At 28.7% G+C, this 18,427-nt stretch carries 17 protein-coding genes and 1 riboswitch; of the genes, 1 reads left to right on the forward strand and 16 read right to left on the reverse strand.

The window, feature by feature from the left end; genetic code table 11:
• Positions 1-99: 99 nt before the first annotated feature.
• The 8 genes from purD to OM90_RS00120 form a co-directional block, all read right to left on the reverse strand.
• Positions 100-1,359, reverse strand: a complete 1,260-nt coding sequence (purD, locus tag OM90_RS00085; RefSeq protein WP_058484842.1) for a phosphoribosylamine--glycine ligase — start codon at positions 1,357-1,359, stop codon at positions 100-102.
• Positions 1,356-1,979 (reverse strand): phosphoribosylglycinamide formyltransferase, encoded by a 624-nt coding sequence (purN, locus tag OM90_RS00090; protein WP_058484843.1) that lies wholly within the window; start codon positions 1,977-1,979, stop codon positions 1,356-1,358. The genes purD and purN overlap by 4 nt, the downstream gene beginning before the upstream one ends.
• Positions 1,967-2,998 (reverse strand): phosphoribosylformylglycinamidine cyclo-ligase, encoded by a 1,032-nt coding sequence (gene purM / locus OM90_RS00095; RefSeq protein WP_058484844.1) that lies wholly within the window; start codon positions 2,996-2,998, stop codon positions 1,967-1,969. Before purM ends, purN begins: the two co-directional genes overlap by 13 nt.
• Positions 2,982-4,397 (reverse strand): amidophosphoribosyltransferase, encoded by a 1,416-nt coding sequence (gene purF, locus OM90_RS00100; RefSeq protein WP_058484845.1) that lies wholly within the window; start codon positions 4,395-4,397, stop codon positions 2,982-2,984. Before purF ends, purM begins: the two co-directional genes overlap by 17 nt.
• A gap of 33 nt (positions 4,398-4,430) precedes the next feature.
• Complete coding sequence (gene purC, locus OM90_RS00105; RefSeq protein ID WP_058484846.1) at positions 4,431-5,144, reverse strand: phosphoribosylaminoimidazolesuccinocarboxamide synthase; 714 nt, start codon at positions 5,142-5,144, stop codon at positions 4,431-4,433.
• Between the two features lie 93 nt (positions 5,145-5,237).
• Positions 5,238-5,339: riboswitch (purine riboswitch) on the reverse strand.
• 83 nt (positions 5,340-5,422) lie between these two features.
• Positions 5,423-5,944 carry a 5-(carboxyamino)imidazole ribonucleotide mutase gene (purE, locus tag OM90_RS00110; RefSeq protein ID WP_058484847.1) on the reverse strand — a complete coding sequence of 174 codons (522 nt, stop codon included), beginning with the start codon at positions 5,942-5,944 and terminating at the stop codon, positions 5,423-5,425.
• A gap of 1 nt (position 5,945) precedes the next feature.
• Entirely contained in the window at positions 5,946-7,109 is a 1,164-nt protein-coding gene (locus OM90_RS00115; RefSeq protein ID WP_058484848.1) for a 5-(carboxyamino)imidazole ribonucleotide synthase, read from the reverse strand.
• Positions 7,110-7,136: 27 nt separating this feature from the next.
• A complete protein-coding gene (locus OM90_RS00120; protein WP_058484849.1) occupies positions 7,137-7,790 on the reverse strand; it encodes a hypothetical protein in 654 nt (217 codons plus the stop codon).
• Between the two features lie 433 nt (positions 7,791-8,223).
• Between OM90_RS00120 and OM90_RS00125 the strand changes: the two genes are divergently transcribed.
• Entirely contained in the window at positions 8,224-8,622 is a 399-nt protein-coding gene (locus OM90_RS00125) for a DUF2500 domain-containing protein (RefSeq protein WP_058484850.1), read from the forward strand.
• Position 8,623: 1 nt separating this feature from the next.
• Here the strand turns inward: OM90_RS00125 and OM90_RS00130 are convergent, their stop codons facing one another.
• From OM90_RS00130 to pyrF, 8 genes are all read right to left on the reverse strand, one after another.
• Positions 8,624-9,337 (reverse strand): YwaF family protein, encoded by a 714-nt coding sequence (locus OM90_RS00130; RefSeq protein WP_058484851.1) that lies wholly within the window; start codon positions 9,335-9,337, stop codon positions 8,624-8,626.
• A gap of 92 nt (positions 9,338-9,429) precedes the next feature.
• Positions 9,430-10,557 (reverse strand): sensor domain-containing protein, encoded by a 1,128-nt coding sequence (locus OM90_RS00135; protein ID WP_207643858.1) that lies wholly within the window; start codon positions 10,555-10,557, stop codon positions 9,430-9,432.
• A 384-nt stretch (positions 10,558-10,941) separates the two neighbouring features.
• Positions 10,942-11,526 carry an orotate phosphoribosyltransferase gene (gene pyrE, locus OM90_RS00140; protein WP_058484853.1) on the reverse strand — a complete coding sequence of 195 codons (585 nt, stop codon included), beginning with the start codon at positions 11,524-11,526 and terminating at the stop codon, positions 10,942-10,944.
• A 30-nt stretch (positions 11,527-11,556) separates the two neighbouring features.
• Positions 11,557-12,471: a dihydroorotate dehydrogenase gene (locus tag OM90_RS00145; protein WP_058484854.1), complete on the reverse strand. Its 915-nt coding sequence runs from the start codon at positions 12,469-12,471 to the stop codon at positions 11,557-11,559.
• A complete protein-coding gene (locus tag OM90_RS00150; RefSeq protein WP_058484855.1) occupies positions 12,464-13,237 on the reverse strand; it encodes a dihydroorotate dehydrogenase electron transfer subunit in 774 nt (257 codons plus the stop codon). The genes OM90_RS00145 and OM90_RS00150 overlap by 8 nt, the downstream gene beginning before the upstream one ends.
• Positions 13,224-16,445 (reverse strand): carbamoyl-phosphate synthase large subunit, encoded by a 3,222-nt coding sequence (gene carB, locus OM90_RS00155; RefSeq protein WP_058484856.1) that lies wholly within the window; start codon positions 16,443-16,445, stop codon positions 13,224-13,226. The genes OM90_RS00150 and carB overlap by 14 nt, the downstream gene beginning before the upstream one ends.
• Complete coding sequence (locus tag OM90_RS00160) at positions 16,424-17,503, reverse strand: carbamoyl phosphate synthase small subunit (protein WP_058484857.1); 1,080 nt, start codon at positions 17,501-17,503, stop codon at positions 16,424-16,426. The genes carB and OM90_RS00160 overlap by 22 nt, the downstream gene beginning before the upstream one ends.
• Positions 17,504-18,427, reverse strand: coding sequence for an orotidine-5'-phosphate decarboxylase (gene pyrF, locus OM90_RS00165; protein ID WP_058484858.1), 924 nt, complete (start codon positions 18,425-18,427; stop codon positions 17,504-17,506). It abuts the gene before it with no gap.

An 18,427-nucleotide genomic window follows, 5' to 3' on the forward strand; every position in this document is an offset into this window, starting at 1 on the left:
ACTCATTTATATTTATTATTTACAATATTGCTTAAAATAAACCCAAAGCAAAAATATATTTTATGGCATATAATCAATAATTTACAAATAATATTTTTTCTATTTTATTCCTATATCCCTTCTATAATGCATTTTTTCAAAATTAATATCTTCTACTCCTTTATAAGCTATTTTTATTGCTTCATCTAAAGTTTTTGCTATTCCTGTAACTCCTAAAACTCTTCCTCCATTAGTTACAATTTCATCTTCTTTTTTAGCTGTTCCTGCATGAAATACAATTATATCTTTACTATCTTTAAATTTATCCAATCCTTTTATTGGATATCCTTTTTTGTAAGATAATGGATACCCTCCTGATGCTAATATTACACATACTGCTGCATTATCTTCCCATTCTACTTTAACTTCATGAAGTCTTTTATCAACACATGCCTCTAATATTTCAAGTAAATCTCCTTTTAATCTTGGAAGTACTACTTGAGCTTCAGGATCTCCAAATCTAGCATTATATTCTAATACTTTAACTCCATCTTCTGTTATCATAAGTCCAAAAAACAATATCCCGGTAAAAGGTCTACCTTCTTCTTTCATAGCTTTTAATGTTGGTTTAAATATTTTTTCCATACAATAATCATTTATTTCTTTAGTATAAATACGACTTGGAGAAAAGGTTCCCATACCTCCAGTATTAAGTCCCTTATCATTATCTAGTGCTCTTTTATGGTCTTGAGCACTTACCATAGGAATAATTGTATCTCCGTCACAAAAAGATAATACTGAAACCTCGTGTCCAGTTAAAAATTCTTCTATAACTATTTTATTCCCTGCTTCTCCAAATTTTTTATTTTCCATTATTTCATATATAGCTTCTTCAGCTTCTTTATAAGTGTTGCAAATTATAACTCCTTTTCCTAAAGCCAATCCATCTGCTTTTACTACTATGGGAAGTTTTTGATTATTAGCATATTCAATAGCTGCTTTATAATCTGTAAAAACTTCATAATTAGCTGTTGGAATATTATATTTTTTCATAAGTTCCTTAGCAAAGGCCTTACTTCCCTCAATTAAAGCTGCTTTTTTATTTGGCCCAAATATTTTTAATCCTTTTTCTTCAAATTTATCTACAACTCCAAGCATTAGAGGGTCGTCCATTCCCACAATAGTAAAATTAATTTGTTCATTATATGCAAAGTCTACTAAAGCTTCTATATCAGTAGCTTTTATATTAACACACTCTGCTAACTCTTCTATTCCAGCATTTCCTGGAGCACAATATATTTTACTTATCTTTTTGCTTTGAGATAATTTCCATACAATTGCATGTTCTCTTCCTCCACCACCAATTACTAATACCTTCATAAAATTTTCACCTTCCCATCCTTTATTTTTATTTTTCCTTCACAATACAATGCTATGGCCTTTGGATATATTTCCCATTCTGCTTCTTCCATAACTCTTTTTTGAAGAGTTTGTGGTGTATCTCCATCTTCTACATTAACTGCCTTTTGTAAAATAATAGGCCCTGTATCTGTTCCTTCATCCACAAAATGAACAGTTGCTCCTGTTATTTTTACTCCTCTATTTAACGCTGCCTCGTGCACCTTAAGACCATAATATCCTTCTCCACAAAATGCCGGAATTAAAGATGGGTGTATATTCATAATTTTATTTTTAAAATGATTTACAAAATTTTCCCCTAACACTACTAAATAGCCAGCTAATACTATAAGATCAACTTCTTTTTTTTCAAAATAGTTAATTAATGCCTTATTAAATTCTTCTCTATTTTCAAACTGCTTCGGTGAAATACAAGTATTTTCTATTCCATATTTTTCTGCTCTTTTAAGTGCATATGCTTCCTTATTACTACTAACTACTGTAACTATTTTTGCATTTTTTATAGTTCCGTCTTCTATTCTATCTATTATAGCTTGGAGATTAGTTCCTCCTCCTGAAACTAAGACTCCTATTTTAAACATAATTCCACCCCTAGTTTGCTTTCTATTACTTCTCCTATTACATAAGCTTTTTCACCTATAGAATTGAGAATATTAAGTGCTTTTTCTTCTTCTTCTTTTTCAATAACTACAACCATTCCTATTCCCATATTAAATGTATTATACATATTTCTTTTAGTAATATCACCTAATTCTTGAATAATATTGAAAATAGGTAATATATCCCAAGTTCCTTCATAAACTTTAGCTCCTAATCCTTCTGGAAACATTCTAGGAATATTCTCTATAAAGCCTCCTCCAGTTATATGACTAATACCCTTTATATTAACTTCCTTTTTCAAAGCTCGTATTGATTTTACATATATCTTTGTTGGCTTTAAAAGTTCTTCTCCTAAAGTACATCCTAACTTTTCAATATATTCTTTCATATTTTTTTCATTAGGATTAAATATTTTTCGTACTAATGAATAACCATTACTATGAATTCCACTAGAAGCTATACCAATTAATGAATCGCCTTTTTTTATTTTACTTCCATCTATAATTTTTTCTTTATCAACTATTCCTACACAAAATCCTGCAAGGTCGTATTCATCTTCTTTATAAAATCCAGGCATTTCTGCTGTTTCTCCTCCAATAAGAGCTGCTCCTGCTTCTCTACATCCTTGCGCAACTCCCTTTACAATAAGTGCTATTTTTTCTGGAATATTTTTACCGCAAGCAATATAATCTAGAAAAAATAAAGGTTCTGCTCCTGAACATATTACATCATTAGCACACATGGCAACACAATCTATTCCTATAGTATCATGCTTATTATTTAAAAAAGCTATTTTAAGTTTTGTCCCAACTCCATCTGTTCCAGATACTAATACAGGTTCTTTCATATTTTGATTTCCTATAGAAAATAATCCACCAAATCCTCCTATATCTGTTAATACTTCAGGCCTAAAAGTACTTTTTACATGCTCTTTCATTAAATGTACTGATTTATACCCTGCTTCTACATCAACTCCAGAAGCTTTATAATCTAAACTCATTTTTTCCCTCCTTTCCCACTTTAACAGGGTAGTTCCCATCAAAACAAGCTGTACAAAATCCACATCTAGCTCCTACTGGAGTCTTCTTTAAACTATCTATTGTTAAAAATTGTAATGTATCCGCTCCTATAATTTTTCTAATTTCTTCTACAGTACTATGACTTGCTATTAAATGCTGTCTATGAGGAGTATCTATTCCGAAATAACAAGGATAAGTAACTGGTGGTGAGCTAATTCTCATATGAATTTCCTTAGCTCCTGCTTCTCTTAGCATATTTACTATTCTTTTACTTGTAGTTCCCCTTACAATAGAGTCATCTATCATAATAATCTTTTTTCCTTCTATTTGTTCTTTAAAAGTATTTAATTTTAATCTAACACTTTGTTCCCGCATTTCTTGACTAGGTTGAATAAATGTTCTTCCTATATATCTATTTTTCATTAATCCATCTCCATAAGGAATTCCACTTTCTCTTGAGTATCCTAATGCTGCTACTAATCCTGAATCTGGAACACCTATAACTAAGTCTGCATCTACTGGAAATTCTCTAGCTAATCTTTTCCCAGCTTCTAATCTTGCTTTATAAACTGAAGCTCCTTCTATAATACTATCTGGACGTGCAAAATAAATATATTCAAAAATACACATTCTAGATTCCCCAGTTACTTCTGTTTGAATTGACCTTATATCTTTTTCATTTACTACTACAATTTCTCCTGGATTTATATCTCTTATAAATTCTGCTCCTATAGTATCTAATGCTGCTGTTTCAGAAGAAAAAATGTAAGAATCCCCTTTTTTCCCTAAACAAAGAGGCCTCATACCTAAAGGATCCCTAGCGGCGATTAATTTATGAGGAGTCATAACTAAAAGAGAATATGCTCCTCTTATCTGTTTCATTACTTTAACTAAAGCATCTTCTAAACTATGATGTTTTATTCTTTCTCTTGATAAAAGAGCTGCTATAACTTCTGAATCTGTGGTTGTCTGAAATATAAATCCTTTTTTTTCTAGATCATCTCTAATTTCATCTGCATTTACTAAATTACCATTATGAGCGATTGCCATATTCCCTTTTGTATATTTAATAACCAAAGGTTGTGCATTTTCCCTTAAACTTTCCCCAGCTGTTGAATATCTAACATGTCCAATAGATATTTTCCCTTGCAAATGACTAAGAATAACTTCATCAAATACCTCTGACACTGTTCCCATTTCCTTATGATAAATAATAGTTCCATTATCATTTACTGCTATTCCTGCACTTTCTTGTCCACGATGTTGTAAAGCATACAACCCAAAATAAGTTAATTTTGCTGTATTGTAATCATTTTTATTAAAAATCCCAAAAATGCCACATTCATCATGAAATTTATCATCAAAAAATTCTTGGTCCATGATTAAACTCCCTTCTGCTATATAAAATTATAATTATTTTGACAATCCAAGACGTTTTAATATTTCTTTATAAGCTCCTTCCACATTTCCTAAATCTCTTCTAAAACGGTCTTTATCTAATTTTTCTTTAGTTTCACTATCCCAAAATCTGCAAGTATCAGGAGAAATTTCATCCGCAAGAATTATTTCACCTTCAGGAGTTCTTCCAAATTCTAATTTAAAATCTATAAGTTCTATATTTACATCTTTTAAATAATTACCAAGAATTTCATTAATTTTGAAAGATAATTCTGCAATTTTATTTAATTCTTCTTTTGTTGCTAAATTAAGAGCAAATATATGATAATCATTTACCATAGGGTCTCCTAATTCATCATTTTTATAACAATATTCTAAAACCGTCTTATTAAGTTTAGTTCCTTCCTTAAGTCCTAATCTCTTAGATAAACTTCCTGCTGCTATATTTCTTACAATTACTTCTATAGGAATAATTTCTACTCTTTTTACCACGGTATCTCTATCATTTATTTCTTCTACCAAATGAGTTGGAATTCCCTTACTTTCTAAAAGCTTCATTAGATGGTTAGAAACTCTATTATTAATACTTCCCTTATTTTGAATAGTTCCTTTTTTAAGACCATTAAATGCAGTAGCATCATCTTTATAGGATACAATATATAAATTTTTATCTTCTGTCTCATAAACCTTTTTAGCTTTTCCTTCATATAATAATTTTAATTTTTCCACTATTATTCCCCCTTAATTTAAAATTTTCAGAAAAAAAACAGATTCCTTATGCATGAAATCTGTCCAATGATATATACAAAAATTCGAATATTCTTACTAGACATTTTCACCCATAGTCAGGAAATTTACGGTTTCCCGGTAGAAACGCTCAAACCATATTATTGAGCATATATGAGCATTTTCATATTAACTTGTATAATATATTTTTACCATAGCTAATATATACTGTCAATACAATATTCGAATTTTTTATATTAATTTTAATTTAATGTTCGAATTTATTTATTTTTTTCTAAAAGATATTTTTCAAATCCTTCCTTTTCAAGTTTTAAAGCTTTATTCTCTACCATATTTTTTAAATCTTCTTTATAATTTAATACTTTATTTTCAATCTCTTTATCAAAACTTCCTATTATTTGAGCTGCTAATATTCCAGCATTTTTTGCTCCATTTATAGCAACTGTAGCTACAGGAATTCCCGGTGGCATTTGAACTATAGAATATAAAGAATCAATTCCACTTAAAGTTGATGTTTTAACTGGAACTCCTATCACTGGAACTGTCGTAATAGAAGCTACCATCCCTGGAAGATGAGCTGCCCCTCCAGCCCCTGCAATTATTACTTTTAATCCTTTTTCCTTAGCAGTTTTAGCATATTCATATAATCTATCTGGGGTTCTGTGGGCTGATACAATAGTAATTTCATACTCTATACCAAAATCACCTAAAATTTTTGCAGCTTCACTCATAACAGGAAGGTCTGAATCACTTCCCATGATAATTCCTACTAATGGCTTCATTTTATTTTCCTCCTCTTGCATATATTTTTATAAATTCTGAAGCTTTTCTTGCCCTTTCCAAAGCTTCTTCTAAAGTTTCTCCTGTAGCTGTTAAATGTCCCATTTTTCTTCTTGGAAAGCTCTTTTCTTTTCCATATATATGAAGTCTAACTCCTGGAATCTCTAAAGCTTCTTTTACTCCATAAACCATTGCTTCTCCAATTTTACTTCCTTCTCCTAATATATTTCTCATAACAGTAGGACTAATAAGAGATGTATCTCCTAAAGGCAATCCTACTATAGCCCTTATATGTTGTTCAAATTGAGAAGTTATACACCCTTCTATTGAATAATGTCCAGAATTATGTGGTCTTGGTGCCACTTCATTAATCAATATTTTTTTATCATCTGTAACAAACATTTCAACACAAAACATTCCTACTCCTTCAAAAGCTTTCATAACTCTATTAGCTAAATTCATAGCTCGATTTGTAAGAGTTTTTGTTATCTTAGCAGGAACTTTGGTTTCTATTAATATATTATCTTTATGTTCGTTTTCTCCTACAGGATAAACTGCTATTTCTCCATCTATGCCTCTGCAAGCTAAGACTGAAATTTCTTTTTTGAAATTTACAAACTCTTCTGCCATTAATTCTTCATATCTACCTCCAAGTCTTTCATAAGCAGCTTTTACATCCTCTACTCCATTTACTACTACATTCCCTTTTCCATCATAACCTCCTCTACATCTTTTTAATATAAACGGATATCCAAATTTCTCTCCAGCTTTTATTATATCTTCTTCATTAGATATATATATAAAATCAGGAACAGGAATTCTTTTCTTTTTTAAAAGCTTCTTTTGCTCATATTTATCTTGAATAACTTCAAGACTTTTTGGTGTTGGATATATTTCATAACCTTTTTCTTCTAATTCTTTTAATACTTCTACCCCTATATGTTCAAATTCATAAGTTATAACATCTACCCTATGGGCTAATTTTTTTATTGCAATATCATCATCAAAATCGGCTACTATATGTTCATCTGCTATACTATGAGCTGGACAATGTAGAGTAGGGTCTAAAATAACTACATAAAATCCCATTTTTTTAGCCTCTAAAATCATCATCTTTCCTAATTGTCCTCCACCAATTATTCCTATTTTTTTCTTAAGTACATTCATAATTTTCACCTCAACTTATTATTTATATTATTGATTACTAAAGATTAAATTGAAAAATTGTATAATATAATTCAAATTTTTCGTATTTTTTGATATTGCTAATATTTTATTTGTAGTATCATAATCAATATTTTGAAATATATTTATATTATCTGCCCTTATACCATAAACTCTTTCCTTAGTATCTCCCTCTGCCTTTAATTTCACTAAAATATCTTTATTTTTATCTAAAATCAAATCAAGCTCAGAAATAGTATCTAAAGGTATATATGCTTTGTTATTAACTTGACTCATAAAAAAATCTTCATCTAAACATACTATATCTAAATCTCCTGTTATAGATAAAGCAATAAATTTTTTTATATTAGCCATGGAATATTCATCTTGGTTTTTCATATCAATATAATAAAAATCTACTCTAACAGTTTTATTTTTATCTTTTTCTAACTTTTTAATTCTAGCACTAATATCTTCTTCCCAAGCTGATATTTCTTCATATTTTGTTGAAATACCTTGCAATGAAATTGTAAATAAAGGATTTTTTTCATCTCCATGAATAATATTGTTAACTATATTTATACCAAATGCAATCAATAATATACTTACAATAATATGCCATTTATAATAATAAAAAATATACTCTATTTTCTTTTTTTTATTTAAATCTTTATATTTTAACATCCTTCCCCTCCATGTTTTTAATTTATTAATCATTATAACAGATATATAATAAATAATTAATACTAGATAAATATTTATATGGCGAATATTATATAAAATATATGCTAGTTAAAATATTTTATCAAATTTATACTAAAACATAAAAAATCACTTTATCAATACAGTATTTTTTGAATTTAAAATATTATTAAAAATATTATTATTAAAATTAAAATTATATTAAAAAAATTTAAACCATTTGTTGTAAATGATAGTATAGAGTCACTATTTTTCATCACAAATATATGAGCAACTCTTTATATTCTTAACTATTATAATAAAAAATTATTGTATTTTATAATTGATATCTTATAACAAATATCTCCTATAATTTGACTAAAAAAAATATCCTTGATATAATTACTTTATTAATTTTATACTATGGAGGTAAAATATGCCTTATCATAATAATTTTTATAATTTCACGGGACTTTTATTTAATATTGTTCCTATATTTATCTTTATTGTTTTTTTTATTATAATTATCATGTTTATTTTTACTATGATTAAAGGTGTTAAGCAATGGAACTATAATAATCATCAACCCATATTAATTGTTGATGCAAAGATAGTGTCTAAAAGAACTAAAGTATCTAGTTCTTCAATACATAGAAATCACCATGGTATAGGACATCATCATTCAAGAACCTATTATTATATAACATTTGAATTTGAAAGTGGAAGTAGAATGGAATTTAATGTAGATGGGCAAGAGTTTGGGTTATTAGCTGAAGGAGATACGGGAAAATTAAAATTTCAAGGGAGCAGATATCTTAGCTTTGAACGATTTTAAATTAATTTTTCTTTCTCCTAAATGGCAAATATGCTAATATAAATCCTACTATAGCTACTACTTCTAACGAAATAATATAGAAAGGCCAAGGCCCTAAATAATCCATAAGAGATATAGATTTTGGTTTTTTACAGATAAATAAGTAGTTACCTCCAGTAATAATATTTATAATACCTACAAAAACCATATATATATTTGTTATTATAAAAACTTTCAATATTGATTTAGTTTTTGGTTTGTATCGATTTACAAATGTCATAAATAAAATCCCTATAATAACAAGTCCATGAGTTATAAAAAAGTGATAAAAAATAAAATGAGATGGATTATACCCGTTAAGATCAGGAGTTATTATTGCCCATATTACACCACACATAGCCCAAAAATATAAAATTTCATATAAAAAATAGGACTTTGTAAATAATAAAAAGATACACAATATAACTGATGCTTCACATAAGTTAAGAGGAAGAGATACTGAAAATGACCATAAATTATTTACATGATACCAAATATATAAAAATAATTGTTCTATAATTAACATAACTCCCATAATATATCTAAAACAAAAATTTATCTTTTTTTCTCTTAATTTGTCTTTTAATATAAATATCAAAAAACATATAAAAAAAATTATAAAAATAGCAAAAATATGATAATTAGAAAAGAGTTTGAATCCTTCTCCTTTATAATTAACCCCAAAGAAATCTTTCATCTTAATCCCTTCTTACTATAAATTCATTATTATATATATGATATTAATTTTTACATATTAATAAGGGCTCCATATAAGGTGCCCTTTTATTTTTATATATTTTCTTTTATAGAATCAAAAAACTGATAATTATTTTTTCCTTTTTTCTTTGCTAAATACATAGCATCATCTGCATTCTTAATAAGAGTTTCGATGTCTATACCATTATCTGGATAAATACTTATGCCTATACTAGGTGTTACAAAAAGTATATGCTTATTAAGTATAAAGGGATCTTTAAAAGTATTTACTATTCTTTGAGCTAATTTTTTTACATGTTCTTTTGTAATATCCTTTAAAAGTATTATAAATTCGTCTCCTCCTATTCTACATATAAAATCTGTTTCTCTAAGAGATTTTTTTAATCTATTTGCCGCTTGTTTTAAAAGTAAATCACCCATATTATGTCCTAAAGTATCATTAATATTTTTAAATTTATCTAAATCAATAAATAAAACTGCCATTTTTTGATTTTTTTGTTTTACTTCAGATAAAATTTTAATAAACTGATTATTAAAATGAATTCTATTAGGAAGCTCTGTCAACACATCATGATAAGCCATATATTTTATTTTTTCTTCTGCATACTTTCTATCTGTTATGTCTATTATAACCCCATTTATTCCAATGACTTTTTTATAATTATCTACATTAGGTATAGTTCGTATTTGTATCCATTTTTCTAATCCTTTTTTAGTTATAATACGAGTTTCAACTACTTTTGATTTTCCATTATATATATCTTTTATGGCTTTTTTTATATTTTCTCTATCTTTTGGATGAACAACTTCTCTCCATAAATTTATATTTTCTTTAAAATCTTGTTTTTTATAACCACTTATTTTATTTATTCCCTCTGAAAAAGTAAATTCCTTAGTTTCTACATCAAAATTCCAAGATACAATATTTACACTATCTAATATACTTTTTAACAATTCTTCATTTTTCTTTTCTTCCATTCTTGCATTTTTATTAATCTTTAAATTTAATATCATATGTATTATTATAAATATTTCTAATAAAATTAAATATATTAAATCTGTATAGCTAACACTATCGATTTGTCCTTTATTGTAAAAAAAATATATACTTAAAATAATAGAATAAATTCCTGATAAAAATATAACCTTATAATTTTCATAAAAGGAACTTATTATTAATGTAAACCAAATTATTGACATGCTTGAAAAAATATGGGATTCTTTTAGTAAAAAGAAAGAGCCTATACTAAAAACACTTATGATAAAATATGTCACAAATATAGGCCTTATTTTATAATACGATAATACACTTATAACTGTACATAATATAAAACCAATAAATAAATATATAATATTATTATCATATGATTTTATAAAAAATAAATTCATCGAAACAAAATATATCCCCCATAAGGTTCTTATTAATAACTTATTTTTATTATTTATTATTTTTACCCTTTTATCCATGATTATAACCATCTCCAAATAACACCAAATATTAAAACATATTTTGACAATTATATTATATAATATAAATCATTTATTTAAAAAATAAAAGGGTATTCTTAAAAATTTATAAAATTTTTATTTAACAAATTTACGACTTCCTGGTTTTATTAATGGAATTTTTCTTTCCTTACATATGGGGCAATCATTAGCATCATAAGATATTATATCTGCAGTTAGTGCAGCTCTTAGTTTGGTTTTAAAATCTATTTTCCCATTACTTCTATCTATTAACACAGAAACGCCTACTACTTCTCCTCCCTGTTCCTTTACTATATCTATTACTTCTAAAACTGACCCTCCTGTTGTAATTACATCTTCTGCTACTAAAACTCTAGCTCCTTTTGGAATACTAAATCCTCTTCTTAAAGTCATTTTCCCATTTTCTCTTTCTGCAAATAAATTTTTAGCATTTAATTGTCTTGCTAATTCATAAGCTATTATTATTCCTCCTATAGCAGGACCAATTACTATATCTATTTTATCATCTTTAAATTCTTCTGCTAAACCTTTTGCTATTTCTTCTGCATAATTGGGATATTGTAAAATCTTTGCACATTGCATGTATTGATTACTATGTCTTCCTGATGTAAGTAAAAAATGCCCTTCTAAAAGAACTCCTGTTTTCTTTAAAATTTCAATTACACGATCTTTATTTAACATAATATTCCTCCTATTATTCTATTATATTATCTATATAATTCCTCTTATCTCCTTCAATGATTTGATCTTATTTTTTATCATATATTCTTTTATTCCATTTAATACATCTATGGTAGCTCTTGGATTCCTAAAATTAGCTGTTCCTACTGCTACGCCACTAGCTCCTGCCATAATAAATTCTATGGCATCTTCTCCTGTAGCTATGCCTCCCATACCAATTATAGGAACTGATACAACTTTAGCCACTTGATAAACCATTCTAAGTGCTACAGGCTTTATAGCAGGACCTGAAAATCCGCCTACAACATTAGCAAGTATTGGCTTTCTCCTATTAATATCTATTCTCATACCAATAAGAGTATTTATTAAAGATAAACCATCAGCTCCCCCTTTTATAACTGCCTTTGCTATATTAGTTATATCTGTCACATTAGGACTTAATTTTACTATTAAAGGTTTTTTTGTATGCCTTTTTACTTCTCGTGTTACTTCTTCTGCCATTTTAGGGTCTGTGCCAAAAGCTACTCCTCCTTCTTTTACATTAGGGCAAGAAATATTAAGCTCTATTAAATCTATATCTGTATTGGATAATTTTTCTGCTACATCACAATATTCTGGTATAGTTCTTCCTGCTATATTAACTATTATCTTAGTATCATACTGCCTAAGAAAGGGAATATCGTTTTTTATAAATTCTTCAACTCCTGGATTTTGTAGCCCCACACTATTTAACATTCCACCATAGGTTTCCGCAATTCTTGGCGCAGGATTTCCTTTCCAAGGAACACTTGATACTCCTTTTACCGTAACTGCTCCTAATGCATTAAGGTCTATAAATTCTTTAAATTCTCTTCCTGACCCAAAGGTTCCTGAAGCTGTAGTTACAGGATTCTTTAATTCTACACCGGCAATTTTAACTCTTAAATCTAAATCATCTTTATTCATCCCATATCACCTCATCGCTCCAGAATACAGGCCCATCTTTACATACCTTTTTATATTGCCAATCTGATTGATTTTTATCCTTTATCTTACAAACACAACCTACACAAACTCCTATACCACATGCCATTCTTTCTTCTAAAGAAACTTGCATAGGAATATTTTTCTTTTTGGCCCATTTTGCTACTGCTTTTAACATAGGCTTAGGGCCACAACTATAAATTATACTTCCATTTACATTATTCTTTTTCATAAGTTCTAAAACATTTCCTTTAAATCCTTCTGAACCATCCTCAGTTGCTACATGTACCTTAGCTCCATATTTTTTGAAATCTTCTATTAATATTGACTTACTTCTAAATCCTAAATAAACTTCTATTTCTCCATTTAAGTTTTTTGCAAGTTCTAATAGGGGAGGAACTCCTATTCCTCCTCCTACTATTATATTTTTTGTTTTATCTTTCTCTATAATAAAGCCATTTCCTAAAGGACCTAAAGCTTCTATTTTTTCTCCTACTTTTATATTTGAAAATTCTTTAGTTCCAGCGCCTACTACTGCATAGACTAGTTTAATTGTATCTTCTAACTTATTTATCTCACATATACTAATAGGTCTTGGAAGAAGTCTTGACCCTTCTCTACAATATAAATTAATAAATTGTCCAGGTTTTGATATTTTGGCTAAACCTTTCGACTGTAAAACCATACTATAGATGTTAGATGATATTAATTTATTTTCTAATACTATTAGCTTTTTAATTTCTCTCATTATTTCCTCCTAAATCATATACTTCTAAATCTTTTACTTTAAAGCTAGCGTCCATAACTTTTAACATTGCATTAACTGTATCTAAAGAAGTAAATATATCTACGGAAGATTCTATAGCTGTTCTTCTTATTCTAAATCCATCTCTTTTTGAATCATTCCCTTTAGTAGGAGTATTTATAACCATATTAATTACTCCGCTTCTTATGATATCTAATATATTAGGAACTCCTTCACTTATTTTTTTAACTTCTACTACAGAAATCCCTTCTTTTTTTAATAAATTTGCAGTTCCTTCAGTTGCCATAAATTTAAATCCTTTTTCAGCAAATTTTTTAGCCATGGGTAAAAATTCTTCTTGGTCATAAGGTTTAATAGTTGCAAGAATTGTACCATTTTCTTTTGGAATTTTTATTCCTGCTGCAATAAATCCTTTATATAGAGCTTCATCTAAGGTTTTTCCAACTCCTAAAACTTCTCCTGTAGAACGCATTTCTGGTCCTAAGCTTACTTCTACCATAGGTAATTTCTCCGTCGAAAAAACTGGTACTTTTACTGCTATTAAATTTGCTTCTTTATATATATCAATTCCATAACCTAAATCCCTTAATTTTTCTCCAAGCATAACCCTTGTAGCAAGGTCCACAACTGGTACTCCTGTTACTTTACTTATATATGGTACTGTACGACTTGACCTAGGGTTTACTTCTATTATATATAACTCATTTTTAAATTCTATAAACTGGATATTTATCATACCTATGACATTAAGTGCTAAAGCAATCTTTTTAGTATAATCTAAAATTTTTTCTTTTATTTCTTTTGAAATATTTTGACTTGGATATATTGTTATACTATCTCCAGAATGAACTCCTGCTCTTTCAAGATGTTCCATTATTCCTGGTATTAGTATATCTTTTCCATCACATATGGCATCGACTTCTATTTCCCTTCCTGTTAAATATCGGTCAATAAGCACTGGATTTTTTGAATCCCTTTCAAAAGCTTCTCCAAGATACTGTTTAAGTTCCTTTTCCTCGTAAGTTATTTCCATTCCTTGCCCTCCTAAAACATAGGAAGGTCTAACTAACACTGGATATCCTAATTTCTTTGCTTCTTTTAAGCCCTCTTCAAGATTAAATACTGCTTTTCCTTTTGGACGCATTATTCCTAACTTTTCTAATAAGGTATCAAATTTTTCCCTATCTTCTGCAACATCTATTTGCTCAGGTTTTGTCCCATATATAGGAATATTCATTTCTCTAAAGAATTTTGCTAATTTTATAGCAGTTTGCCCTCCAAATTGTAGTACTACTCCATCAGGCTTTTCTTTTTCTACTATATTTAATACATCTTCTTCTGTTAGAGGTTCAAAATAAAGTTTATCCGATATATTAAAATCTGTACTTACAGTTTCTGGATTATTATTTACGATAATTGTTTCTATACCTGCTTTTTTTAGAGCTAATACACTATGAACACAGCAGTAGTCAAATTCTATTCCTTGTCCTATTCTAATAGGTCCTGAACCTATTACCATAACTTTTCTGTTTTTAGATACTTCTACTTCATCATATTCATCATAAGTAGAATAATAATATGGAGATTCTGCTTCAAATTCTCCAGCACATGTATCTACCATTTTATATGTAGCATATATATTCCATTTATTTCTTAATTCATATATATCTTTAGGACTTACTCCTAAAAAATCTGCTATTCCTTTATCAGAAAATCCTTTTTTCTTTAATAAATATAAATATTCTTTTGTTAAATCTTCTATATTCATTTGTTTTAATTTTTCTTCCTGTTCTACTATCCATTTAATTTTTTCTACAAAAAATTTATCTATCCCTGTAATTTTACATACTTTTTCTACTAAATAATCTCTTCTTAACATTTCAGCTAAATCAAAAATTCTCTCATCATCTGGAACTTGAACTCTTTTCTTTAATTCTTCTAAGGTTCTTTTAGAAGAAGATTTTCTATTTAAAGAATATTGACCTATTTCTAGGGAACGAATACCTTTAAGAAAAGCTGATTCAAAATTATTACCGATAGCCATAACTTCTCCTGTTGCCATCATTTTAGTTCCAAGAGAACGTTTTGCACTATGAAATTTATCAAAAGGCCATTTAGGAATTTTTATAACTACATAATCTAAAGCAGGTTCAAAACAAGCATAAGTTTTCCCTGTTACAGCATTTTTAATTTCATCTAGACCATATCCTAGGGCAATCTTTGCCGCTACTTTCGCTATTGGATAACCTGTTGCTTTAGAAGCTAGAGCCGAAGAACGGCTAACCCTTGGATTAATTTCTATAACCACATACTCAAAACTATCTGGATTAAGGGCTAACTGTACATTACATCCTCCCTGTATTCCTATAGCATTAATAATATCTATAGAAGCTGAGCGAAGCATTTGATATTCCTTATCAGATAAAGTTTGACTAGGAGCTACTACTATACTATCTCCTGTATGAACTCCTACAGGATCAATATTCTCCATATTACATACGGTTATACAATTTCCATATTTATCCCTCATTACTTCATATTCAATTTCTTTCCAACCTTTTATACTTTTTTCTAAAAGAACCTGCCCAACTCTACTTAAATGAAGTCCTTGTCCTAATATTTCCTTTAATTCTTCTTCGTTTTCTGCAATTCCACCTCCTGTTCCTCCAAGAGTATAAGCAGGTCTTACAACAACAGGATATCCTATTTTATTTGCAAATTTTAATCCTTCCTCTACATTTGTTACTATTTCACTTTCTACAATAGGTTGTCCTATCTTTTCCATTAACTTCTTAAAGCCTTCTCTATCTTCTCCTTCTTTAATAGAATCTATAGGAGTCCCTATTATTTTTACATTATGTTTTTTTAGGATTCCTTTATCATGAAGTTCTACTGCTAAATTAAGCCCTGTTTGTCCTCCCATACCTGCTAAAAGACTATCTGGTTTTTCTTTTTCTATAATCTTTTCTATTACTTCTATAGTTAAAGGTTCTATATAAATTTTATCTGCAACCTCTTTATCAGTCATAATGGTCGCAGGATTACTATTTATTAATACAACTTCTATTCCTTCTTCTTTTAACGCTTGACAAGCTTGAGTTCCTGAATAATCAAACTCTGCTGCCTGACCGATTACAATTGGTCCTGACCCTATAACTAATACCTTTTTTATGCTATTATCCCTTGGCATGTTTTTTCTCCTTCCATAATTTTTATGAAACTATCAAAAATATATGCTGTATCCTTTGGCCCCGGACAAGCTTCTGGATGAAATTGAACACTAAATATAGGAAGTTTTTTATGTCTTAGGCCTTCTATAGTTCCATCATTGAGATTAATATGAGTTTTTATCATATCTTTTGGCAAGTCCGTTACTACATACCCATGATTTTGAGAAGTTATATATACTTTATTTTCATATAAGTCCTTTACTGGATGATTACATCCCCTATGTCCAAATTTAAGTTTTTCTGTATCTCCTCCAAGACTTAAAGCTAATAACTGATGTCCAAGACAAATTCCAAATATAGGTTTTATCCCTATTAGTTTTTTAATATTTTCTATTACATCAGGGAGATCTTTAGGGTCTCCCGGTCCATTAGATAAAAATATTCCATCTGGATTTATACTCAGAATCTCTGTATAAGAAGTATTGGCTGGAAAAATAGTTAAAGAACAATTTCGTTTTTTAAAAGAACGAATAATATTTTCCTTTATTCCAAAATCCATGACTGCTATATGTTTTCCTTTTCCTTCAATTTTACGAATTTCTTTGGTAGTAACTTCCTTAACTGCATTTTTATTGTGAAAGGCTTTCAACTTTTGAGTAATTTGACTTTTACTTAACTCTTTTACAGTAATAATCCCTTTCATAGTTCCATAATTCCTAATAATTTTAGTTAATGCCCTTGTATCTATGCCTTCTAAGCCTATGATTTTATTTTGCTTAAGATATGCCTCTAACTCCATTTCACATCTCCAGTTATTCGGATAATCTGATTTTTCTCTTACTATAAATCCTTTTACTTTAGGACTATTAGATTCCATGTCATCCAAGTTGATACCATAATTACCTATAAGAGGATAAGTCATTGTAACAATTTGTCCATAATATGAAGGGTCAGTTAAAACCTCTTGATACCCTGTCATTCCTGTATTAAATACAACTTCTCCAACACTTTCTTCTATATATCCAAAGGCCTTACCTTCAAAAACTATTCCATTTTCTAATATAAGTTGTGCCTTCAACTATAATACCTCCTCTAGATCTCTTTTCATATCTATGACAGCCTCTCTTGAAGCTTTAGCAAACTCTCTTTCACTATATTTGCTTTTATATTTATCTGACTTATAAGCTCCAATAATTCCCCTTGAAGAATTAACTATAGCTCCTAATCCATTTTTATCAAAACATCCTTTTAAATCCTCTGCCTTAGCTCCCTGAGCTCCATACCCAGGTACTAAAAAGAAAGTATGAGGCATTAGTTCCCTTAATCTTTTTCCTTGTTCTGGATAGGTAGCTCCAACTACTGCTCCTATATGGCTATATCCTTTTTTACCAATAATTTCTTCTCCCCATTTTGAAACTAACTTACCCACTTTTTCATATAATTTTTCTTCTCCAACTTGCAGGTCTTGGATTTCTCCACTATTAGGATTTGAAGTTTTAACTAATATAAATAATCCTTTATCATTTTCTTTACAATAATTTATATAAGGTTCTATAGAATCATATCCAAGATAAGGATTAAGCGTAATGCTATCTTCACGATAAACTTCATATTCTTTATCTTCTACTTTAACTTTTCCTATATGTCCATTAGCATAAGCTTTTGCTGTAGAAGTTATATCACTTCTTTTTATATCCCCTATAACTATAAGTCCTTTTTGTTTAGCATAAGAAATAGTATCAATATAAGCCTTTATTCCTTCTTCTCCATACTGTTCATACATTGCTATTTGAGGTTTTACTGCTGGTACAAGGTCATATACTTCATCTATTATTGCTTTATTAAATTCGTAAAAAGCCTTAGCTACTCCTTTTAAAGTTTTCCCATAAGTTTCGAAAGCTTCTTCTTTTATAAAATTTGGTATAAGCTCTAATCTTGGGTCTAATCCCACAACTGTCGGATTTTTTGTATATTCTATTTTTTCTATTAATCTATCAATCAT

It is taken from the genome of Defluviitalea phaphyphila (assembly GCF_001466305.1).
Taxonomy (GTDB): Bacteria; Bacillota; Clostridia; order Lachnospirales; family Defluviitaleaceae; genus Defluviitalea_A; species Defluviitalea_A phaphyphila.